This is a genomic window from Micromonospora sp. Utrum1 (assembly GCF_057197805.1).
This window is the reverse complement of the sequence record NZ_CM170071.1, coordinates 812,564-832,871: the sequence shown is the minus strand read 5'-3', so window position 1 is coordinate 832,871 and position 20,308 is coordinate 812,564. Positions and strand designations below refer to the sequence as shown.

Annotated in this window: 22 protein-coding genes and 1 pseudogene; 13 read left to right on the top strand and 10 right to left on the bottom strand. The window is 71.6% G+C overall.

Annotation, left to right across the window (positions count from 1 at the left end):
• Nucleotides 1-254: 254 nt before the first annotated feature.
• Nucleotides 255-2,102, top strand: a complete 1,848-nt coding sequence (locus tag AC0OLQ_RS04210) for a 2-oxoacid:acceptor oxidoreductase subunit alpha (RefSeq protein WP_484530258.1) — start codon at nucleotides 255-257, stop codon at nucleotides 2,100-2,102.
• Nucleotides 2,095-3,129, top strand: coding sequence for a 2-oxoacid:ferredoxin oxidoreductase subunit beta (locus AC0OLQ_RS04205; protein WP_357343178.1), 1,035 nt, complete (start codon nucleotides 2,095-2,097; stop codon nucleotides 3,127-3,129). The genes AC0OLQ_RS04210 and AC0OLQ_RS04205 overlap by 8 nt, the downstream gene beginning before the upstream one ends.
• Before the next feature lie 66 nt (nucleotides 3,130-3,195).
• Here AC0OLQ_RS04205 and AC0OLQ_RS04200 read toward each other — a convergent pair whose 3' ends face one another.
• Nucleotides 3,196-3,843: an FMN-dependent NADH-azoreductase gene (locus AC0OLQ_RS04200; protein ID WP_484530257.1), complete on the bottom strand. Its 648-nt coding sequence runs from the start codon at nucleotides 3,841-3,843 to the stop codon at nucleotides 3,196-3,198.
• Nucleotides 3,844-3,927: 84 nt separating this feature from the next.
• Here AC0OLQ_RS04200 and AC0OLQ_RS04195 point away from each other — a divergent pair, with 84 nt between their 5' ends.
• From AC0OLQ_RS04195 to AC0OLQ_RS04185, 3 genes are all read left to right on the top strand, one after another.
• Complete coding sequence (locus tag AC0OLQ_RS04195; RefSeq protein ID WP_357343181.1) at nucleotides 3,928-4,413, top strand: MarR family winged helix-turn-helix transcriptional regulator; 486 nt, start codon at nucleotides 3,928-3,930, stop codon at nucleotides 4,411-4,413.
• 109 nt (nucleotides 4,414-4,522) lie between these two features.
• The gene (locus AC0OLQ_RS04190) at nucleotides 4,523-4,930 is read left to right on the top strand and encodes a YciI family protein (protein ID WP_357343183.1); all 408 of its coding nucleotides are present in this window, start codon (nucleotides 4,523-4,525) and stop codon (nucleotides 4,928-4,930) included.
• Nucleotides 4,931-4,938: 8 nt separating this feature from the next.
• Nucleotides 4,939-6,084 (top strand): RNA polymerase sigma factor, encoded by a 1,146-nt coding sequence (locus AC0OLQ_RS04185; RefSeq protein WP_484532265.1) that lies wholly within the window; start codon nucleotides 4,939-4,941, stop codon nucleotides 6,082-6,084.
• 63 nt (nucleotides 6,085-6,147) lie between these two features.
• Here the strand turns inward: AC0OLQ_RS04185 and AC0OLQ_RS04180 are convergent, their stop codons facing one another.
• Nucleotides 6,148-7,161 (bottom strand): potassium channel family protein, encoded by a 1,014-nt coding sequence (locus AC0OLQ_RS04180; RefSeq protein ID WP_357343185.1) that lies wholly within the window; start codon nucleotides 7,159-7,161, stop codon nucleotides 6,148-6,150.
• A gap of 163 nt (nucleotides 7,162-7,324) precedes the next feature.
• Between AC0OLQ_RS04180 and AC0OLQ_RS04175 the strand changes: the two genes are divergently transcribed.
• Nucleotides 7,325-7,897 carry a helix-turn-helix domain-containing protein gene (locus AC0OLQ_RS04175; protein ID WP_484530256.1) on the top strand — a complete coding sequence of 191 codons (573 nt, stop codon included), beginning with the start codon at nucleotides 7,325-7,327 and terminating at the stop codon, nucleotides 7,895-7,897.
• A 19-nt stretch (nucleotides 7,898-7,916) separates the two neighbouring features.
• On the opposite strand, the gene AC0OLQ_RS04170 is transcribed toward AC0OLQ_RS04175, so the two are convergent.
• Nucleotides 7,917-8,813 carry an IS982 family transposase gene (locus AC0OLQ_RS04170; RefSeq protein ID WP_484532264.1) on the bottom strand — a complete coding sequence of 299 codons (897 nt, stop codon included), beginning with the start codon at nucleotides 8,811-8,813 and terminating at the stop codon, nucleotides 7,917-7,919.
• Between the two features lie 217 nt (nucleotides 8,814-9,030).
• Here AC0OLQ_RS04170 and AC0OLQ_RS04165 point away from each other — a divergent pair, with 217 nt between their 5' ends.
• Nucleotides 9,031-9,624 carry a ClpP family protease gene (locus tag AC0OLQ_RS04165; RefSeq protein WP_357343189.1) on the top strand — a complete coding sequence of 198 codons (594 nt, stop codon included), beginning with the start codon at nucleotides 9,031-9,033 and terminating at the stop codon, nucleotides 9,622-9,624.
• 65 nt (nucleotides 9,625-9,689) lie between these two features.
• Here AC0OLQ_RS04165 and AC0OLQ_RS04160 read toward each other — a convergent pair whose 3' ends face one another.
• From AC0OLQ_RS04160 to AC0OLQ_RS04150, 3 genes are all read right to left on the bottom strand, one after another.
• The gene (locus AC0OLQ_RS04160; protein WP_357343191.1) at nucleotides 9,690-10,568 is read right to left on the bottom strand and encodes a trypsin-like serine protease; all 879 of its coding nucleotides are present in this window, start codon (nucleotides 10,566-10,568) and stop codon (nucleotides 9,690-9,692) included.
• A gap of 254 nt (nucleotides 10,569-10,822) precedes the next feature.
• The gene (locus AC0OLQ_RS04155) at nucleotides 10,823-12,616 is read right to left on the bottom strand and encodes an adenylyl cyclase (protein ID WP_484530255.1); all 1,794 of its coding nucleotides are present in this window, start codon (nucleotides 12,614-12,616) and stop codon (nucleotides 10,823-10,825) included.
• 93 nt (nucleotides 12,617-12,709) lie between these two features.
• On the bottom strand, nucleotides 12,710-13,066 hold the full coding sequence (locus AC0OLQ_RS04150) for a winged helix-turn-helix transcriptional regulator (protein ID WP_484530254.1): 357 nt from the start codon (nucleotides 13,064-13,066) through the stop codon (nucleotides 12,710-12,712).
• Between the two features lie 122 nt (nucleotides 13,067-13,188).
• On the opposite strand from AC0OLQ_RS04150, the gene AC0OLQ_RS04145 reads away from it, so the two are divergent.
• The gene (locus tag AC0OLQ_RS04145) at nucleotides 13,189-14,034 is read left to right on the top strand and encodes an NmrA family NAD(P)-binding protein (RefSeq protein WP_484530253.1); all 846 of its coding nucleotides are present in this window, start codon (nucleotides 13,189-13,191) and stop codon (nucleotides 14,032-14,034) included.
• A gap of 43 nt (nucleotides 14,035-14,077) precedes the next feature.
• On the opposite strand, the gene AC0OLQ_RS04140 is transcribed toward AC0OLQ_RS04145, so the two are convergent.
• A complete protein-coding gene (locus AC0OLQ_RS04140) occupies nucleotides 14,078-14,854 on the bottom strand; it encodes an HAD-IIB family hydrolase (protein ID WP_357343198.1) in 777 nt (258 codons plus the stop codon).
• A gap of 220 nt (nucleotides 14,855-15,074) precedes the next feature.
• Here AC0OLQ_RS04140 and AC0OLQ_RS04135 point away from each other — a divergent pair, with 220 nt between their 5' ends.
• Nucleotides 15,075-15,812 carry a class I SAM-dependent methyltransferase gene (locus tag AC0OLQ_RS04135; RefSeq protein WP_484530252.1) on the top strand — a complete coding sequence of 246 codons (738 nt, stop codon included), beginning with the start codon at nucleotides 15,075-15,077 and terminating at the stop codon, nucleotides 15,810-15,812.
• Here the strand turns inward: AC0OLQ_RS04135 and AC0OLQ_RS04130 are convergent.
• A complete protein-coding gene (locus tag AC0OLQ_RS04130) occupies nucleotides 15,763-16,263 on the bottom strand; it encodes an SRPBCC family protein (protein ID WP_484530251.1) in 501 nt (166 codons plus the stop codon). The two genes, AC0OLQ_RS04135 and AC0OLQ_RS04130, sit on opposite strands and share 50 nt — an antisense overlap.
• Nucleotides 16,264-16,546: 283 nt before the next feature.
• Between AC0OLQ_RS04130 and AC0OLQ_RS04125 the strand changes: the two are divergent.
• Nucleotides 16,547-16,717, top strand: a pseudogene (locus AC0OLQ_RS04125) (cell division protein DivIVA); the annotation flags it as partial.
• A 123-nt stretch (nucleotides 16,718-16,840) separates the two neighbouring features.
• Here the strand turns inward: AC0OLQ_RS04125 and AC0OLQ_RS04120 are convergent.
• Both AC0OLQ_RS04120 and AC0OLQ_RS04115 read right to left on the bottom strand, forming a co-directional pair.
• Nucleotides 16,841-17,140: a hypothetical protein gene (locus AC0OLQ_RS04120; RefSeq protein ID WP_357343206.1), complete on the bottom strand. Its 300-nt coding sequence runs from the start codon at nucleotides 17,138-17,140 to the stop codon at nucleotides 16,841-16,843.
• A 232-nt stretch (nucleotides 17,141-17,372) separates the two neighbouring features.
• Nucleotides 17,373-17,681 carry a hypothetical protein gene (locus tag AC0OLQ_RS04115; RefSeq protein ID WP_484530250.1) on the bottom strand — a complete coding sequence of 103 codons (309 nt, stop codon included), beginning with the start codon at nucleotides 17,679-17,681 and terminating at the stop codon, nucleotides 17,373-17,375.
• A 205-nt stretch (nucleotides 17,682-17,886) separates the two neighbouring features.
• Between AC0OLQ_RS04115 and AC0OLQ_RS04110 the strand changes: the two genes are divergently transcribed.
• The 3 genes from AC0OLQ_RS04110 (at nucleotide 17,887) to AC0OLQ_RS04100 (ending at nucleotide 20,232) form a co-directional block, all read left to right on the top strand.
• A complete protein-coding gene (locus tag AC0OLQ_RS04110; protein ID WP_357343210.1) occupies nucleotides 17,887-18,216 on the top strand; it encodes a YciI family protein in 330 nt (109 codons plus the stop codon).
• Nucleotides 18,216-19,436, top strand: a complete 1,221-nt coding sequence (locus AC0OLQ_RS04105; RefSeq protein ID WP_484530249.1) for an RNA polymerase sigma factor — start codon at nucleotides 18,216-18,218, stop codon at nucleotides 19,434-19,436. The genes AC0OLQ_RS04110 and AC0OLQ_RS04105 overlap by 1 nt, the downstream gene beginning before the upstream one ends.
• Nucleotides 19,437-19,620: 184 nt before the next feature.
• Nucleotides 19,621-20,232, top strand: coding sequence for a class I SAM-dependent methyltransferase (locus AC0OLQ_RS04100; RefSeq protein WP_484530248.1), 612 nt, complete (start codon nucleotides 19,621-19,623; stop codon nucleotides 20,230-20,232).
• The last annotated feature ends 76 nt before the right edge of the window (nucleotides 20,233-20,308 follow it).

The following is a 20,308-nucleotide window of genomic DNA, read 5'->3' as shown; positions in this document are numbered from 1 at the left end:
GAATTACGGGCCGCGGTACTAAACGCCGCAAAGCCGGGCATACAGCGGCCCGATCAGGTCCCATACGTCGGACCTCCACCAAGGTTGCCCTAAGGGACCGACGTAGGCTCTGACGTGAGAAATGTAGCGGGCCGGACCAGCGACGGACGGCCGGCGACAGCAGCGCGTCTAGGAGGGCACGTGGCCGGGCAAGGCGGGGTCACCATCACGTTCAGCCGCCCGTGCGACGGCGCTCAGCGAAGCGAGGTACGGGCGTGACCAAGCAGATCCGTCAACTGGACCGGGTGGTCATCCGGTTCGCCGGCGACTCCGGCGACGGCATGCAGCTCACCGGTGACCGGTTCACCTCTGAGACGGCGCAACTGGGCAACGACATCTCCACGTTGCCCAACTTCCCGGCGGAGATCCGCGCCCCCGCCGGCACCCTGCCGGGCGTGTCGAGCTTCCAGGTGCACTTCGCCGACTACGACATCCTGACCCCCGGCGACGCGCCGAACGTGCTGGTGGCGATGAACCCCGCCGCGCTCAAGGCCAACCTGGCCGATCTGCCGCGCGGCGCGGACATCATCGTCAACACCGACGAGTTCACCCGGCGCAACCTGGCCAAGGTGGGCTACGCGACCAGCCCGCTCGAGGACGACTCGCTCGCCGGCTACGTGGTGCACCCGGTCGCGCTGACCTCGATGACGATCGGCGCGCTCGCCGAGCAGGAGGTGTCCAAGAAGGACGCCGAACGGGCCAAGAACATGTTCGCCCTCGGCCTGCTGAGCTGGATGTACTCCCGCCCGTACGAGTCGACGCTGCGCTTCCTGGAGCGCAAGTTCGCGGCCCGCCCCGAGCTGGTCGCGGCGAACGTGGCGGCCTTCCGGGCCGGCTGGAACTTCGGCGAGACCACCGAGGACTTCTCCGTCCGCTACGAGGTCAAGCCGGCGAAGATGCTGCCCGGCACCTACCGGAACATCACCGGCAACGCGGCGCTGTCGCTGGGCCTGGTGGCCGCCGGGGTCCGCTCCGGGCTGCCGGTCTTCCTCGGCGCCTACCCGATCACCCCGGCCTCGGACATCCTGCACGAGCTGAGCAAGCACAAGAAGTTCGGCGTGGTCACCATGCAGGCCGAGGACGAGATCGCCGCGGTCGGCGCGGCGCTGGGCGCCTCGTACGGCGGCTCGCTCGGCATCACCACCACCAGCGGCCCGGGCGTCGCGCTGAAGAGCGAGACCATCTCCCTGGCCGTGGCACTGGAGCTGCCGCTGGTCATCGTCGACGTGCAGCGGGCCGGGCCGTCCACCGGCATGCCCACCAAGACCGAGCAGGCCGACCTCAACCTGGCCCTGTACGGCCGGCACGGCGAGGCCCCGGTCGCGGTGATCGCGCCGAAGTCGCCGTCCGACTGCTTCCACGCGGCCCTGGAGGCGGCCCGGATCGCCCTCACCTACCGCACCCCGGTGCTCCTGCTGTCGGACAACTACGTGGCCAACGGCTCCGAGCCGTGGCTGCTGCCGGACGTGGAGAGCCTGCCCGACCTGCGGGTCGAGTTCGCCAGCCGGCCCAACGGCGAGGACGGCACCACCTTCCTGCCCTACCTGCGGGATCCGGAGACGCTGGCCCGCCCGTGGGCCATCCCGGGCACCCCGGGCCTGGAGCACCGGATCGGCGGCCTGGAGAAGGCCGACAAGACCGGCGACATCTCGTACGACCCGGCGAACCACGACTTCATGGTGCGCACCCGGGCAGCCCGGATCGAGACCATCCCGGTGCCGGACGTCGAGGTGGAGGACCCGGACGGCGACGCCCGGGTGCTGGTGCTCGGCTGGGGCTCGACGTACGGCCCGATCGGCGCCGCCTGCCGGAGCCTGCGGCAGCGCGGGCTCTCGGTCGCCCAGGCGCACCTGCGCCACCTGGCCCCGATGCCGGCCAACCTCGGCGAGGTGCTGCGCGCGTACGACCGGGTGGTCATCCCCGAGATGAACCTCGGCCAGCTCGCCCACGTGATCCGGGCGAAGTACCTGGTCGACGCGATCGGCTACAACCAGGTCCGCGGCCTGCCCTTCACCGCCGCCGAGCTGGAGACGATGCTGGAAGAGGTCCTGAAGAATGTCTGAGCCCGTCGCCCTCAAGCTCACCGCCAAGGACTTCAAGTCCGACCAGGAGGTGCGCTGGTGCCCCGGCTGCGGCGACTACGCCATCCTGGCGGCCGTCCAGGGCTTCATGCCGGAGTTGAACATCCCCCGGGAGAACATCGTCTTCATCTCGGGCATCGGCTGCTCGTCCCGCTTCCCGTACTACATGAACACCTACGGGATGCACTCGATCCACGGCCGCGCCCCGGCGATCGCCACCGGCCTGTCGGTGACCCGGCCGGACCTGTCGGTCTGGGTCGTCACCGGTGACGGCGACGCCCTCTCCATCGGCGGCAACCACCTCATCCACTCGCTGCGCCGCAACGTCAACCTCAAGATCCTGCTGTTCAACAACCGGATCTACGGCCTGACCAAGGGGCAGTACTCGCCGACCTCCGAGATCGGCAAGGTGACCAAGTCGACGCCGGTCGGCTCGGCGGACGCCCCGTTCAACCCGCTGTCGCTGGCGCTCGGCGCGGAGGCCACCTTCGTGGCCCGGACCATCGACTCCGACCGCAAGCACCTTCAGTCGGTGCTGCGGGCCGCCGCCGAGCACCAGGGCTCCGCGTTCGTGGAGATCTACCAGAACTGCAACATCTTCAACGACGGCGCGTTCGACCCGCTCAAGGAGCCGGCCACCCGGGACGACTTCCTGATCCGGCTGGAGCACGGTCAGCCGATCACCTTCGGCAAGGACGGCCAGTTCTGCGTGGTGCACCCGCCGGGCGGCTTCGGGCTGGAGGTCCGGGAGACGGCGGGCACCCCGGCGGAGGAGATCGTGGTGCACGACGCCACGGTCGCCGACCCGGCGTACGCGTTCGCGCTGTCCCGGCTGCCCGGGCTCGACCTGCGGAACACCCCGATCGGCGTGTTCCGCTCGGTCACCCGCTCGTCGTACGACAGCGTGGTGCAGGAGCAGGTCGCCGCGGCGAAGGCCGCCGTCGACCAGACCCCCGAGCAGCAGCTCGCCGGCCTGCTCTCCACCGGCGACACCTGGACGATCCTCTGACGCGTCCCTGACGACAACCGGAAGGGCGGTCCGTTCCCCAGGGAACGGCCCGCCCTCGTCGTCCGGTCAGGCCACGGCCGAGGCCGGCACCCACAGCTCGTCGATGGCCCGCTCGGCCGACGCGAGGCTCTGCTCGTGCAGCGGGATCAGCTCGGCCATGGCCGGGGTGACCGGCGCCAGGGTCAGCTCGGCCGAGATGAAGCGCGGCTCCAGGCCGGTCATCGACAGGCCGTGCGGGAGCCAGGGCTCGGCGTGGTCCCAGCCCTCGCGCGGGGTGCCCGGGCCGTAGCCGCCACCCCGGGTGCCCAGCACGATGAACTCGCGACCGCCGAGCAGGCCGCCCCCGGTGGCCGGGTCGTACGCGATGCCGGGCGCGATGAGGTGGTCGACCCACGTCTTCACGCTGCTCGGCGCGCCGTAGTTGTAGAGCGGAAGGCCGAGCAGGATCGTGTCGGCCCGCTTCACCTCGTCCACCAGCCGCTCGCTCAGCTGCCAGGAGGCGCGCTGCGCCGGGGTGTGCTGCTCCGCCGGCACCATCCGGGCCAGGCCACCGGCCTCGTCCAGGTGCGGCAGCGGCTCCCGGCCGAGATCGCGGTAGGTGACCGTGCCGCCCGGGTGGGCGGCGCGCCACGCGGCGGCGGCGCGGGCGGTGAGCCGCCGGCTGATTGAGTGCTCGCCCCGGATGCTGGAGTCGATGTACAACAGGTGTGCCACTTGGTTAACCCTCCACAGATCGTTTGTGTAGCGCCAACCATTTATAGCAGGCCTATGTTCCGTGCCCTGCGTAAACTGGGTCACATGCCAGCCCTACCGGTCGAGGAGTCGGAGCAGCACCGCTCCGGGCCGCTGCTCGACCACCTGGCCCGGCGGATGCGGCTGCGGTCCGAGTCGGTGCTGGCGCCCCTCGGCCTGCGCCCCCGGCACCTCGTCGCGCTCACCGTGCTGCGCGACTCGGACGGCATCAGCCAGCAGGGGCTGGCCAGCACGCTGCAGATCGACGGCACGAACGTGGTCGGGCTGCTCAACGACCTGGAGGCGGAGGGCCTGGTCGAGCGGCGACGGTCACCCGAGGACCGGCGCCGGCACGTGGTCAGCCTCACCGCGGCGGGCGCGAAGCGGCTCCGCGAGGCGGAGTGCGCCCTGGCCGTGGCCGAGGACGAGGTGCTCGGCGCGTTGGGGCCGGGCGAGCGCGACACGCTCTACGAACTGCTCCGCCGGGCGACCAGCGGCCGCCCCATGAGCTGCGTCGAGGCCTCCGGGGACGAGCCGGACCCCATCTGCTGACCGCCGGGCCGGAAAAAAATCCGGCGGCGATGTCGAGAACCCGTGGCCGGCTCCGTCCCTGGGGTGAACGTGACCAGAACGGGTCGCGTCAGCACCGAGGAGAAACACGATGGCCAAGTACCTGCTGCTGAAGCACTACCGCGGCGCTCCGGCCGCAGTCAACGACGTGCCCATGGACCGGTGGACGCCGGAGGAGATCTCGGCGCATGTCCAGTACATGAACGACTTCGCGGCCCGGCTGGAGACCACCGGCGAGTTCGTCGATGGTCAGGCCCTCGCCCCCGAGGGGACGTTCGTCCGGTACGACGGCGAGGGGCGCCCGCCGGTCACCGACGGCCCGTTTGCGGAGACGAAGGACCTCATCGCCGGCTGGATGGTGATCGACGTCGACAGCTACGAGCGCGCCATCGAGCTGGCCGGGGAGCTGTCGGCCGCCCCCGGGGCGGGCGGGAAGCCGATCCATGAGTGGCTCGAGGTGCGCCCGTTCCTGACCGAGCCGCCCACCATCACGGAGTGACCACCCCGGTGAACGAGGTCCTGCTCCGGAGCCTCACGCCGAGCGTGCTCGGGGTCCTCGTCCGTCGCGGAGCCGACTTCGCGACGGCCGAGGACGCCGTGCAGGACGCGCTGGTCGAGGCGATCCGGGTCTGGCCGGCCGACCCGCCGCGGGACCCGAAGGGCTGGCTGGTCACCGTGGCCTGGCGCCGGTTCCTCGACGCGGCCCGCGCCGACGCCGCCCGCCGCCGGCGTGAGGACCTCGTCGACGAGGAGCCGTCGCCCGGGCCCGTGCCCGCGGTGGACGACACGCTCCAGCTCTACTTCCTGTGCGCCCACCCGTCACTGACACCGTCGTCCGCGGTCGCTCTCACGCTGCGCGCCGTCGGCGGGCTGACCACCCGTCAGATCGCCCAGGCCTACCTGGTGCCCGAGGCGACCATGGCGCAGCGCATCAGCCGGGCCAAGCGCACCGTCTCCGGCGTGCGGTTCGACCAGCCCGGCGACGTGGCCACCGTGCTGCGCGTCCTTTACCTGGTCTTCAACGAGGGCTACTCCGGCGACGTCGACCTCGCCGCCGAGGCCATCCGGCTCACCCGGCAGCTCGCGGCCGCGATCGACCACCCCGAGGTGGCGGGGCTGCTCGCCCTCATGCTGCTCCACCACGCCCGGCGCGCCACCCGGACCGCACCCGACGGCAGTCTGGTTCCGCTGGCCGAGCAGGACCGCCGTCGGTGGGACACCACCTCGATCGCCGAGGGCGTCGAGATCCTCCAGGCGGCCCTCGCCCGGGACCGGCTGGGTGAGTTCCAGGCCCAGGCCGCCATCGCGGCACTCCACGCCGACGCGCCCACCGCCGGGGAGACCGACTGGGTGCAGATCGTCGAGTGGTACGACGAGCTCGCGTGCCTGACCGACAGCCCGGTCGTCCGGCTCAACCGCGCGGTGGCCGTCGGCGAGGCCGACGGACCGCGCGCCGGGCTGGCGGCGCTCGCCGCGCTGGACGACTCACTGCCCCGTTACGCGGCGGTGGCGGCGTACCTGCACGAACGCGACGGCGACCTGACGACGGCGGCACGGCTGTACGTCGAGGCGGCACTGAAGGCCCCCAACCTCGCCGAGCGCGACCACCTGACGCGCCAGGCGGCCCGGCTCAACGCCCGCCGGTCGCGCTGACGGGTCGCGCTCCGCTCTCCCCGCAGCATCTCGCGCGGCTCATCGGGCAAGAGCCGGGAAAGGTCAGACCGTCGCCGCGGACTGGGGACGGTCGTCCCGGACGTGGACCAGCATGTCGCCGGTCTCGATCACCGCGCCGGCCTTGTCGTTCAGCGCCACCACCTTGCCCCGGCGGACCAGGGCGATGACCAGCGCCTCCAACTCCCGGGGCGACCGGCCCACCTCGCTGCGTTCGGCAGAGCGCATGGCCAGCGCCATGCCCTGGCCGGGGGTGAGCAGGTCCTCGACCACGTCGATCAGCGGCGGGGCGGAGGTGGAGAGGCCGAGCAGCCGGCCGGCCGTCGCCGAGGAGACGATCACGTGGTGCGCCCCGCTCTGCTTGAGCAGCGGCGCGTTCTCCGCCTCGCGGACCGCCGCGATGATCCGTACCTGGCCGGCGGTGAGCTGCCGGACGGTCAGCGCCACCAGCACCGACGCGTCGTCGCTGTCGGTCGCGATGATGACCGCCTTGGCGGTGCGGACGTGCGCCTCCTCCAGCACCGAGGAGCGGGTCGCCGAGCCCTCGATGGCGACCAGCCCGGCCGAGGTGGCCTGCCGCAGCGCGGCGCCGGTCCGCTCGACCACCACGATCTTGGCCTTGTCCAGACCGTTCTCCAGCAGCGCGGAGACGGCGCTGCGGCCCTTCGTGCCGTAGCCGCAGATGATGACGTGGTCCTTCACGATTCTCCTCCACCGCGCCAGGCGACGGCCCGTCCGGTACTGCTCGGTCAGGACTTCCAAGGTGGTGCCGACCAGGATGATCAGGAAGAGCACCCGGGCCGGCGTGACGAACAGGACGTTGACCAGGCGCGCCGAGGAGGCGGCCGGGGTGATGTCGCCGTAGCCCGTGGTGGAGAGCGAGACCACCGCGTAGTAGAAGCAGTCGAGGAGGGTGAGGCCGTCCTCGTTGACGTCGCGGTAGCCGTCGCGGTCGATCCAGACCGCCGTCACCACGGCGAGCACCAGGCCCAGGGCGGCGAGTAGGCGCAGACTCAGCGCGCTCAGCGGCCCCCGCCGTTGCGCGGGAAAATGGATCACCGTCGGCCCTGCTCCGCCACCGTCGCCTGCACGCCCACAACATAGCGGGTACGTCCGGTTCCGGCCTGCCGGGGCGAGGTGCGGGCCGAGCCGGGCCGGTCTCCGTCGCCGGGAGGGGGCATGATGGGGACGTCCGGGAGACGACGACCGCGAGGAGGCCCGCATGTCGTTGCTGCGACGGGTGATCGGCGGGGTGCTCCGCCGGGTCCGCCTGCGTCAGGGCCGCACCCTGCGCGAGGTGGCGCTGGCGGCCGGCGTCTCCCTGCCCTACCTCTCCGAGGTGGAACGCGGCCGCAAGGAGGCCTCCTCCGAGGTGCTGGCGGCGATCTGCCGGGCCCTCGGGATCCACCTCTCCGACCTGCTCGAGGAGGCCCGCGACGAGCTGCGCCGGGTCGAGCGGCGGGCGCCGGTCTCCTCCGGGGTGACGCTGGCCCGGCTGGACCGGGTGCCGGCCACCCGGACCGGGCCGCAACTGCGGGTCGGCGGGCCGCGGCTGCACGCGACCCGACGGCCGGTCGCCCCGACCCCGCTGCTCGGCGGGGCGCTGCGGCTGCCGGGCACCGCGCCCGCGCCGATCGGCCCGGACCTCGGGTACGCCTCCCCGACGGCGTTCGGCACCGGCACCCGGATCTGGCTGATCCCCTCCGCGCCGGCCGCCCGCCACCGTCCGCGTACCTCGGTGACGCTGGCCCGGCGACGGGCCCGGGCCGGCCGGCGGCGACTGGCCGCCGCCTAGACGAGTGATTCCGAATTGATCAGTGGTCGTACGCGATCAAGGAACGCTTGACGGGTGCGTTGGTCCGCCAGTTGTGCCAGATCGCTGCGGCCATCGCGAGGAGCCGCTGCGCGACGCGCGCGAACACTCCGGCCGGGGTGCGCCCACCGTGTCCTTCCAGGTTGAGCTGGCCTTTCAGGGTGTCGTTGACCGACTCGATCCACTGCCGGACACCGGCGAGGTTGCCGAAGCGGCGTTGCTCGTCCTTGCGGTCCGGGCGGGCCAGCAGCACCCCGACCTGCTCGGCGGCGTACCGATCGATCTGCTTGCCGGACAGGCCCTTGTCCGCCAACACCACCATGCCGCTGCACAGCGAGCCCAGTTCGCGGGCGTGAGCCAGCAACTCCTCGGCCACCTCCCGCTCTCCGATCTTGGGGTTGGCCAGGCACCACGCCACCGGCATTCCCTCGGCGGTGGTCATCAGGTACAGCTTCAACCCCCAGTACCAGCGCGAATGGGAGGCGCAGTAGCCGTACCCGGCGATCTCTGCCAACGCCGAACGCTGCACGGTGGGCCGAGACGTGCCGCACGGGACCGGGGTGGCATCCAGCAACCGCAGGTCGTCGCGCCACGACGGGCACAGCGTGGCCAGGTACAGCGTGGCCCGGCAGATCAGCGGCGCGGCGGCCTTGACCCGCTTGTGGTATCCGGGTTGTTTGGGCAGGTACGGGAACAGATGCCCGAGCCGGCCGTAGCACAGGCGCAGCCAATGGTGCTCCGAGCGGGCACCCAGCAGCACCTGGGCCACAGCCAGGCATACCAGCTCGGAGTCGGACAGCCGCTTGGGTCGGCCCGGCCCACGTCGGTGCGGCGGGATGACGTGGTCGTCGATCAGGACGTACAGTGCGGTCAAGAGGGTGTCGAGGTCTGTCTTCACAAACAACCATCGATGCCCTCTCTTCTTGTGCTGGTCAACCCGCCACGCCGCCCAACCCAGAGTTGGGAATCACTCGTCTAGAGTGGCCGGTTCTGCCCAGGGCGGATCTGCCCCGGGCAGAAACCCTGGGCTGCGGGGCGCCGCCCGCCGGAGGCTGGAGACCGCCGGTTGCCGGGCGGCCCCTCGCCCACCGGCGCCCACGGAGGGTGGTCAGGTCATGGGATACGGCATCTGGATGCTGGACGAGGGACAGCCGACCCTCGGCGACCGGGTCTTCGAGCGGCTGCTCAAGGAGCGCATCATCTTCCTCGGCACCGAGGTCACCGACGCCTCGGCCAACCAGATCTGCGCGCAGATCCTGCTGCTGGCCGCCGAGGACCCGGAGCGGGACATCTTCCTCTACATCAACTCGCCCGGCGGCTCGGTGAGCGCCGGCATGGCCGTCTACGACACCATGCGGTACGTCAAGAACGACGTGGCGACGCTGGCCCTCGGGATGGCCGGCTCGATGGGGCAGTTCCTGCTCTGCGCCGGCGCGGCCGGGAAGCGGTTCGCGCTGCCGCACTCGCGGGTGATGATGCATCAGCCGTCCGGCGGGATGGGCGGCACGGCCGCCGACATCACCATCCAGGCGGAGAACATGCTGCACGTGAAGCGGACCATGCAGGAGCTGATCGCCCGGCACAGCGGGCACACCCTGGACGAGATCCAGCGCGACTGGGACCGGGACCGCTGGTTCACCGCCGAGCAGGCCCGTGACTACGGCCTGATCGACCAGGTGGTCACCCGCGCCGAGCAGCTTCCCGCCTGAGCGGGACGGCCGACAACGGGGGCGGCCGGCGGGGTGCTCCCGCCGGCCGCCGGTCGTGCGTCGGGTCAGGGCAGGTCGACGAACTCGTCGAGGAAGTCCCGCGCGGTCGGGGCGTCCAGCCGGTACGACACGTTGGTCGCGTAGCAGGGGCCGTCGCCGGTGATGGTGGTGGCGGCGAGCACCCGCTCGCCGTCGAGGGTGACGAAGTTCGGGCCGCCGGAGTCGCCGTAGCAGGCGCCGCCGTAGTCCCGGCTCTCGTTCATCGCCAGCCGCACCCAGGTCTTGTTCAAGGCGTCGAAGCCGACCTCGGCCTTGTTGCGGACGCCGCCACCGGGGTGGGTCTGCCCACCCGGCCCGTTCTGGGCCTCCTGGGTGCCGTAACCGGCGACCACCCAGGTCGCGGCGTCCAGCGCCCGGGAGCCCAGCGCGTCGAGCTGACCGGCGGCGGGCAGCGTCGCCGGGGTGAACGGCCACCGCTTCGCCAGCTCGGCCGCCTGGCCGTCGGAGAACTCGATGACCGCGATGTCGTGCGCGTCGGCGGAGTTGCCGGGGTAGCCCGGGTTGGTGTGCTCGGTGCCCTCGACCCCGACCTTGGCGGCGGTCTGCGCCGGGGTCAGTCCCTCGGCCTTGGCCGCGTCGAGCGCGCCCTGCACGTCCTGGGCCAGCGAGACGTAGAAGCGCACGCCGGGCGACCAGTCGGTCGTGCAGTGCGCGGCGGTGAGGAAGGTGTTCCGGTCGACCATCGTGCCGGAGCAGTACCAGTCGATGGTCTCCGAGACACCGTCGCCGTCGCGGTCCCAGAGGGCCAGCATGGCGCCGACCTCGGTGCGCTCCGGCGCGGGCTGGGCGTTGTAGGTGTTGATGGCCGACGCGGGTGCGGCGCCGGCCAGGACCGCCGCGACCGTCGCGGTGGTCAGGGAGGCGAAGAGTGCGGAACGACGCAAAGAGTCCTCCGGTGCAGGATCTGGTGGCGGGACGGCGACGGCGGCCGGCGTCGGACGCGCCCCCTCGATCGCGTCCGTCACCCCCCTCACGGGTGGCCGCGATGTCGCCGGTCCTCGATGTACGCGAGCCTATGACCGGGGTTCCCGCCGCGCACGGGGTGACGGGTGCAGCGTGTTCCGGCGAATTCTTGTTACATCACCAGGGCCACCCCGGCCGGTCGCGGGCGCGGCCGGCCGGGGTCCCGATCGGCGGATCAGGGGTAGCTGACCACCGGGCTGGTGCCGTACGAGCCGACCACCGGGGTGCCGGCCTCGTTGACGGTGCGCTCGATGCCGCCGCTGCCGTCCAGGAAGACGGTGATCGCGTCGTGGAACCGCACGCCGGCCCGGCGGGGCGCCTCGATGGCCCGGTCGCAGCGGATGTCCACCTTCTGGTTGAAGTACGAGTAGACGCCCAGCCCCCACGCCTCGTGCTCGCGCACGTGGTCGGCGACCTTGTAGGAGGCCCAGCCGTCGCCGGTCGGGCTGCGCCAGGCCGCCTGGCTCGGCGGGTCGTAGGGCAGCTCGCTCTGGTAGAAGACGGTCCGGCCGCGCTCGCCGTTCCAGATGGTCTGCCAACGCTGGTAGTGCTCGACGAAAAGCCCGTACGCGGTCACGTCGTCGCCGTTGACCACCACCCCGGTGGCGGCGGTGTTGACGGTCCAGCCGATGGTGCCCGGCTTGCCGTGGTCGCCGCGCCACGCCCAGATGTTGTCGACCAGGGTGTGCCGGCTGTTCACCACCAGGCTGGTCACCGCCCGGCCCGCGTACGGGCCGCCGATGCGGAAGAAGACGTCCTGGAGCGAGATCGGGTTGCTGTCGTGCGACCGGTGGCTGTGCCGCTTGCCGACCTCGACGAGCACCTCCGACTCGACCGGCCCGGCGTCGACCAGCACCCCGGCGATCCGGACGCCGTCCACGTCCTCGATCCGCAGGGCGGCGTCGCCGGTGGTCGGGGCGAGGCTGGGCATGCCGAGGCCGAGCACGACGGTGTCCGGGTGCTTGACCCGCAGCGCCCGCTCCAGGTGGTAGACGCCCGGGGTGAGCAGCAGGTGCCGGCCCCGGGAGAGTTCCTGGTTGATCCGCTTGGCCGAGTCGGTCGGCTTGGCGATGAAGAAGTCGGACAGCGGCAGCGAGGGCACCGGCGGGGCGCCGGCGCCCCAGGTGGTGCCGGCGGTGTCGCGGCGCAGCCGGGGCACGGCCACCCGCCAGCCGCCCGCGCCGTCCACGAAGAGGTACGGCTTCTCGCGGGTCACCGGGCTGGTCGGCAGGCTGGTGTACGGCGGGTTCGGGAAGCCCTGCGCGGGCGCGCCGACGACGCCGGAGAAGACCTGGTTCCAGACCCCGTTGGTCCAGTCCCCGCCGAGTTCGCTGTCCCGGGTCAGCCACTGCTGCTGGGAGCCGTTGATGGTGATGCCGTCCACCTTGGAGTCGGCGATGTAGCCGCCGCTGGAGTAGCCGCCGTTGCCGGGCTCCAGCCAGAGGATGCCCTTGATGTGCACCCGGCGCATCGGCGACGCCTGGGAGACCGCCCACTGGTTCGACCAGTCGGTCGGGCTGACCGCGAGGTTCTCCACCGAACGCCAGAAGTTGGTCAGCGCGGAGATGCCGGCCTGCGAGTTCGGGTCGGGCTGGCCGATCACCCGCACCGCGCCGTGGATCTCCACGTCGTCGGGGTGCGCGCCGAGGCCGGCCACCGTCGTGTAGTAGCCGAGCCGGGCGTTCACCTCGTACCGGCCGGGCTTGAACAGCACGGCGTACCGGTCGAAGCCCATCTCGTTGTGCTCCTGGGCGGCGAAGATCCGGTCCAGGTTGGACTGGATCTCCTCCACCGGGGTGGCCGGGTCGTACACGAAGACGTTGGGACCGAAGTCGGGCTCGGCGCCGGCGTCCTCGCCGGCCGGGGACGCGGCGGCGGGCACGGCCGGGAGCCCGAGGGCGGTGACCGACGCCGCCGAGGCGGCGGTGAGGGCGAGGAAGCGGCGGCGGGAGGGGTCGAGTGGTCTCATCTGCCTGCCTGTTCGGTGATGGGTACGGAGAGCGCTCTCTGGGCGTTCCTACCGCATCGACACCGATCCCGCCAGCCTTGACCGGTTCCGGAACTAGCCCCGCGCGTCGTAGCGGGCGCGAGCGGCCTCGACCTCGACGAGGTGGGTGGTGGCCCAGGCCTCCAGGCCGGCGACCAGGTCCAGCAGGCTGCGGCCGAGTTCGGTAAGCGCGTAGTCCACCCGGGGCGGCACGCTGGCGTGCACGGTGCGCGTGACGATGCCGTCCCGCTCCAGGCCGCGCAGGGTCTGGGTGAGCATCTTCTGGCTGATTCCGTCGATCCGCTCGGCCAGCTCGCCGTAGCGCTTGTCGCCGTCGGCCAGGGTCAGCACCACCAGCACGCTCCAGCGGTCGCCGATCCGGTCGAGGACCTTCCGGCTGCCGCAGTTCCGGTTGAACGGATCCGCCTGCACGTTGCCACTCTCCTTCAGTGCGTACCGAACTTGAAGGTGCCTACTCTCCAACGGGAAGTAACAGGAAGTTGTTCCCGTTGGCGTGGGAAGACAGTCGATGTCGCAACCAACAGGGAGGGCTCATGTCCATCGTCGTCACCGGCGCCACCGGCCACCTCGGCCGCCTGATCGTCGAAGAGCTGCTCGACCGGGGCGTGCCCGCCGACCAGATCATGGCGCTCGGCCGGGACGTCGACCGGCTCGCCGGCCTCGCCGTGCGGGGCGTGGTCACCCAGCGGGCCGACTACGACGACCCCGGGTCGCTCCAGGCGGCCTTCGCGGGCGCCGAGAAGCTGATGTTCGTCTCCGGCAGCGAGGCCGGCAAGCGGCTGGTGCAGCACGGCAACGTGGTCACCGCCGCCAAGGAGGCCGACGTCGGGCTGGTCGTCTACACCAGCATCGCCAACGCGGACACCTCGAGCCTGGTGCTCGCCGCCGAGCACAAGGCGACCGAGCAGCTGATCAAGGACTCCCGGCTGCCGTACGTCTTCCTGCGCAACAGCTGGTACCTGGAGAACTACACCGGCCAGCTCCCCACGTACCTCCAGCACGGGGTGGCGGGCGCGGCGGGTGACGGGCGGGTCAGCGCCGCCACCCGCGCGGACTACGCCGCGGCCGCCGTCGCGGTGCTCACCGCCGCCGACCGGCCCAGGACGGTGTACGAGCTGGGCGGCTCGCCGTTCACCCTGACCGAACTGGCCGCCGAGATCTCCCGGCAGACCGGCGCCACGGTCAGCTACCTCGACCTGCCCGTGGACAAGTACACCGAGCTGCTGATCGCGGCCGGCCTGCCCGAGGGGTACGCGGCCGTGCTCGCCGACGGCGACCGGGGCCTCGCCCAGGGCGAGCTGGAGGTCGGCGACGACCTGGCCAGGCTGCTCGGGCGCACCCCGACCACGCTCGCCGAGGCGATCCGCGCCGCCCTCTGAGGCCCACCCCTGGCCGCCGCCCCTCGCTCCGGGGCGGCGGCGGTCAGGCCGGCTCGGCCCGCAGCTTCACCAGGTCGTCGACGAGGGCCTCCACGTAGTCGGCAGTCTCCTCCCAGCGGGTGACGGCGACGCAGCGGATGCCCATGTCCTTCACCGGGTAGTCGTTGCCGCCCACGTCGAGCCGGTCACCGACGAAGAGCACGTTGTCGATCTTCAGGTCCAGGCACTCCAGCAGCTTCCGCATGCCGTACGCCTTGTCCACGCCCTTGCGGGTGACGTCGATCGAGGTCGAGCCGCCGCTGCGGACCTCCAGGTCGGGCAGCTTCGCGGCGACCGCCTCGCGGAGCCGCTTCTTCTTGCTGCCGTCCGGGTCCCAGCCGTACTTCTCGGCCGGCGGGGCGGACTGGCCCAGCGCCGAGAAGGTGATCTGGCTGCCCCGGTCCTCGATGATGTCACCCCAGGTCTTCGACTCCCAGAGGTCGAGCGCCTGCGCCGACTCAGTGAGCGCGGCGACGACCCGGGCCTTGTCGGCCTCGCTCAGGTCCTCGGCGTAGACCAGCCGCCAGTCGCCGTCCATCCAGCGGTAGTAGCGGGTGCCGCAGGTCGGCATCAGGTGCAGCCGCCGGCACTGCTCCTCGGTCAGGTCGAGGTGCGCCAGCACCTGCGCCTGGAACTGCTCGAACCGGCCACCGGAGATGATCAGCACATCCACCTCGGTGAGCAGGTGGCCGAGGAGTTCCGCCATCCGACGATCGATCTGGGACTTGGAAACCGCCAGGGTGTCGTCCAGGTCGAACGCCACCACTCGAAGATCGTTCACGAAGTACCACCATGTCGTCGCGGGCAGGCCAGGACTAGCAGGGTACCGACGGTGACCATCCGGCACCCGCGAGCCCCGATCGTCACGCCACGCAGCACTCCGATCGCAGGCTATCGCCTTCTTTCCCGCAGGCCTTCCGGAACGCGCAGGAGGCTCACGGGTCGCGGAACCCGGACGGAAACCGGTGGACAGCGCCGGCATCGACGACGATCGTGGCGCCATGCGCCAGGAGGAGATCTGGGACGCCGAGACGGCCCAACGCTACGACACACCGGGCACGGAGATGTTCGCGCCGGAGGTCCTCGGGCCCACCGTGGACCGCCTCGCCGCGCTCGCCGGCGCCGGACGCGCCCTCGAGTTCGCCGTCGGCACCGGCCGGGTGGCCATCCCGCTCGCCGAACGCGGCGTGCCGGTCACCGGGATCGAGCTGTCCGTACCGATGGTCGAGCAGCTCCGGACGAAGGCCGACGAGACGACGATCCCGGCGGTGGTCGGAGACATGGCGAACGCCACCGCACCCGGCGAATACACCCTCGTCTACCTGGTCTACAACACCATCTCCAACCTGCTCGACCAGGCGGAGCAGGTCGCCTGCTTCCGCAACGCGGCCCGGCACCTCGGGCCAGGCGGACGGTTCGTGATCGAGCTGTGGGTGCCCGAGCTGCGCAAGCTGACGCCGGGCGACCGGGCGACGGTGTGGCGTGCCGATCCCGGCTACATCGGCCTGGACACCTACGACGTGTTGCGCCAGCAGGTCGTGTCCCACCACTTCCACTTCGGCGAGAGCCAGGAGGCCCGGGTGTTCCGCAGCCCGCACCGCTACATCTGGCCGGCCGAGCTGGACCTGATGGGTCAGCTGGCCGGATTCGAGCTGGAGGCCAGGCACGCGGACTGGTCCGGGGCGGAGTTCACGGCGGAGTCCCGTTCCCACGTCTCCGTGTACCGCCTGCCCGGCTGACCAGCGACTCAGCCAGGAAGGCGTTGCGGCGGCTGATCAGCCGGCGCAGGTAGGGCCGCAGGATGACGCCGGCGACCAGGGCGCCGGCCGGTCCCACCGGGGCGTCGAACTCGATGACGTCGCGCATGATCGTGGCCGACGGGTCGGCGGGGTCCGGCGCGAAGAGATGCTCGTGCCGCCAGCGGGCGAACGGCCCGCTGGTCTGCTCGTCCACGAAACGGTGCGGCCGTTCGTGGTCGGTGATCCGGACGGTCATGCGCCACGGCAGGCCGAAGTGCCGCGCCCGCCAGGTGACGACATCGCCGGCCGCGAGGTGGCCGGTCGTGACACCGCCGGTCGCGCGTTCGCCGCTGCTGCCCATCGACGCGGTGTGCAGGTCGACGTCCAGGCAGGCGTCGAAGACGGCCTGCGGGGCGGCACTGACCCTCGTGGTCAGGTCGATGCGCGGCACGCGGGTCACCCTAGGCCAGGCACAGCCGGGGCCGTGCGCGGCTTGACCTGGAGTGCGAAGGTGTTGACGTGTCACCCCCGGGAGTGAGCGGATGAAGAGGCCTGCCAGGTCGCTGTCGACCCTGTTGATCGGCCTCGGTGTCGGTGCGGTGGCGGGTGCCGGTTTCGGCGCGGCCGCCACCTGGCCCGGCGTCGGGCTCGGCGTGCTGGGCGCCGGGCTGGCCCTGTTCGGGTCACGGTCGGCGACGAGCGAAGAGGCGGCGGTCGCGCCCCCGAAAAGGGGCCCCGCGCTCGCGCAGCTGGGTACACGGGTCGAACAGATCCTTCGCCTCGCCGAGGAGCAGGCCGAGAACCACCGCGCGGAGGCCGCGCGCGACGCGGAGCGGACGCTGTCGGAGGCGCGGTCGGCGGCTCAACTCATCGTGGACACGGCACGAGCCGAGGGGGCCGGGTTGACCGAGATGCGGAGGCCCGACCTGGACCGGCGGTCTCCCTGATCTCCTCCCCGGATCACCGTTGGTTGCGGCCCAAGCACGTGGTCCACCCGGTCCAGGGACCTGACGGGGAACTGCCCCGGGTCAGAGGCAGGTGGGCCGGAGGTCCCGCGGGGTGTAGATGATCTGCACGTGGTAGGTCCCCTCGGCCGTGCTGAGTACCTGAAGTCTCCACGTGCAGTTGGTTCCATCCGGCTTCGAGGCGTCGTAGACATGGCCGCCCTGGCCGAGCGCGTGCCAGCCGCTGGAACGGGCGAGCTTTGCGTAGAAGCGGGATACCTCGTCGGCGGCACCGGCGCCGGTGACCTCGCCGTCGAGCATTCCGAGATCAGGAGGCTTGGAATCCTCCCAACCGCAGCTGACGGTCTCCTTGGCCGTCGCCAAGGTTGCACCGGACGGCGCCTGGCTCAACACCGGCTCTTGGCGCAGAGCGGCGACCGTCTTCGGATCCGGGTGGCAATCGCGGGCGGAGCTGTCCCCCGCTATGGCGTCGCCCAACCGACCACAGCCCCCAACGCCCATGCACAATGCGGTTGCCACCGCCGCGCACGTGACAACGCCGACCCGATTCACCGCACACCCCGCACTTCTCGATCTTCGCCTGGCGCGCACAGGTTCACAGCTTCCTGAAGTTCGGCCCCGGATCGTCGCCGGAGATGGACACGAAGCCGTCGGTCCACTCGTCCTGGTCGACGGTGTGGCGACCGATGTAGAAGCAGTCGGGCTCGTCCCGGAAACCAGGCAGGCTCGTGGCTCGCTGCATCCGCGCCTTCGCTTGCCCCTCCGACGAGTACACCCCCAGCATCTTGAGGTCGTCACCGTCCGCCTCGTCCCACACCAGCTCGCCGGCCTCGTCGCGATGCTCTGTCGGCCGCCCATCGAGCCACCGGGCGTGGCGAACATGCCAGAGCAGGAAGACCTCCATGCGCTCGGAGGCTACTCGTTGCATGCTGCCTCAACGGTGGCCGCCGGACGGGATCGAGCCGTCGACCTATCCACCAGGAGATCGCCGGCGTACGAAAATCGTCGAAGAAGTCTCAGCGGAGCGTGTCGGATCGAGGCAGCGGCGTTCGTAGCAGCGGTGAGAGGCGGCCCGAGGGGCGGCCAACCGACGACAGGAGATGATCCCGATGGCGCAGTACCTGATGTCCGTGCTCAACGACACGGACGACCTCGCCACTGCGGAGGAGATGGCCGCGATCGACGCCTTCAACGAACAGCTCCAGGCCGAGGGCCACTGGGTCTTCGCCGGCGGCCTCGCGTCACCCAGCACGGCCACCGTCGTCGACGGCCGGGACGGGGAGCCGGTGTTCACCGACGGGCCCTACGTGGAGTCGAAGGAGCACATCGTCGGCTTCTGGATCATCGAGGCCCCCCACCTCGACGTGGCGCTCCGGCTCGCCGCCCTCGGGTCGAAGCACTGCAACCGGAGGGTCGAACTCCGGCCGTTCCTGGGTTGATGACCGACGTCGGCAAGGTGATCACCCGGGTCCACCGCGAGGAGTGGGCCCGGGTGGTCGCGACCCTGGCCAGGCGCCTCGGGGACCTCGACATCGCCGAGGAGATGGCCGCCGACGCGTTCGCGACCGCCGTCGAGCGCTGGCCGGTCGACGGCGTCCCTCCGAGTCCCGGCGCGTGGCTCACCACCACCGCCCACCGCAAGGCCATCGACCGCATCCGGCGCGAGGCCCGGCGCGAGGAAAAGCAGAGGGAGGCGCTGATGCTGGCCGACACCCCCGAGCCGCTCGGCGCCATCGACGACGACCGGCTCCGTCTCATCTTCACATGCTGCCACCCCGCTCTCGCCATGGAGGCGCGGGTTGCGCTGACCCTGCGGATGGTCGGCGGGCTCACCGTGCCCGAGATCGCCCGCGCGTTCCTGGTCAAGGAGGCCGCCATGGGCCGGCGGATCACCCGCGCGAAGGTGAAGATCAAGGCGGCGAAGATCCCCTACGGCGTGCCGTTCCGTGAGGACCTCCCGGCCCGGGTCACCGGGGTGCTCGCCGTCCTCTACCTGATCTTCAACGAGGGCTACCTGGCCTCGGACCCCGAGAAGGAGGCGGTCCGCAGCGACCTGACGGCCGAGGCGATCCGGCTGGCGCGGCTGGTCCGTGCCCTGATGCCGGCCGACGGCGAGGTCGCCGGGCTCCTGGCGCTGATGCTCCTGACGGAGGCGCGCCGGGCCGCGCGGGTGTCGTTGAGCGGTGAGCTCGTCGCCCTCAACGAGCAGGACCGCGGCGCCTGGGACCGCAAGCTGATCGCCGAGGGCCACGCCCTGGTTCGTGCGCGCCTCGCCTCCGGTCAGGCGCCGGGGCGGTACCAGATCCTCGCCGCGATCAACGCCGTCCACACCGACGCCCGCGACGTCCGCGACACCGCCTGGTCGCAGGTCGTCGCGCTCTACGACCAACTGGTCCGCCTCGACCCCTCGCCGATCGTACGGCTCAACCGGGCGATCGCGGTCGCCGAGCTCGACGGCCCGCAGGTCGCACTGGCGGAGGTGGACGGTCTGCCGCTGGAGGGCTACCACGCCTTCCACGCCACCCGTGCCGATCTGCTGCGCAGGCTGGGCCGGAGCGACGAGTCGCGGGCGGCGTACGACCGGGCCATCGGGCTGGCCGGCAACACCGCCGAGACGGCGTACCTCATCCGTCGCCGCGACCAGCTGGCCGGCCCGTGAGCCGCACCACCCCGAGGCCTTCGTCGTCTCCTACTGGTGATGAGCGCTGCTGCCCTTGGTCATCCGTCTGATCGGGCGAGTATCGGGCACGCACGGAGGCTAGGGTGGGCGCCCAACACGGTGAGGCCCTTCGCGCCGGCTCGAAGCCACGGGTCCAGGGCTTCCCGGAGGCGAGGAGGCGTCCGTGCACGACAACGATCCGGCCGGCTGGTTCGAACAGCTCTACGCCGACGCCGAGCGGGGTGAGGCGGTCGTCCCGTGGGACCTCGACCGGGCGCATTCCCTGCTCAGCGAGTGGACCGACCGGACCCGGCCGGACGGATCCGGTCGGCGCGCCGTGGTCGTCGGGTGCGGCTTCGGCCGCGACGCCGAACATCTGGCCCGCCTCGGCTTCGCCACCGTCGCCTTCGACATCTCTCCCACGGCGGTACGGGCGGCCCGCCGCCGCCACCCGGACTCCCCGGTCCGGTACGAGACCGCGGACCTGTTCGACCCGCCGCACGACTGGCTGGGCGGGTTCGATTTCGTGCTGGAGAGCATGAACGTGCAGGCACTGCCGGCCGAGCTGCGGCAACGGGCGATCCCGACGGTCGGCCGGCTGGTCGCGCCGGACGGAACGCTGCTGGTGATCGCGGCCGGCCGGCGGGACGACGAGGTCGTCGAGGGCCCGCCCTGGCCGCTGACCCGGGCCGAGGTCGACGCCTTCGCGGCCGGCCCGTTGACCCCGGCCCGGGTCGAGGAGATCGTCGTCCCCGACGGCGGAATCCGCTGGCGCGCGGAGTTCCGCCGCGCCTGAGGTTGGTCTTGACAGTCGCTCGCCGGCTCGGGCACACAGCACGCGCGGAAGCCCCGGAAGACGGAACAACGATCAG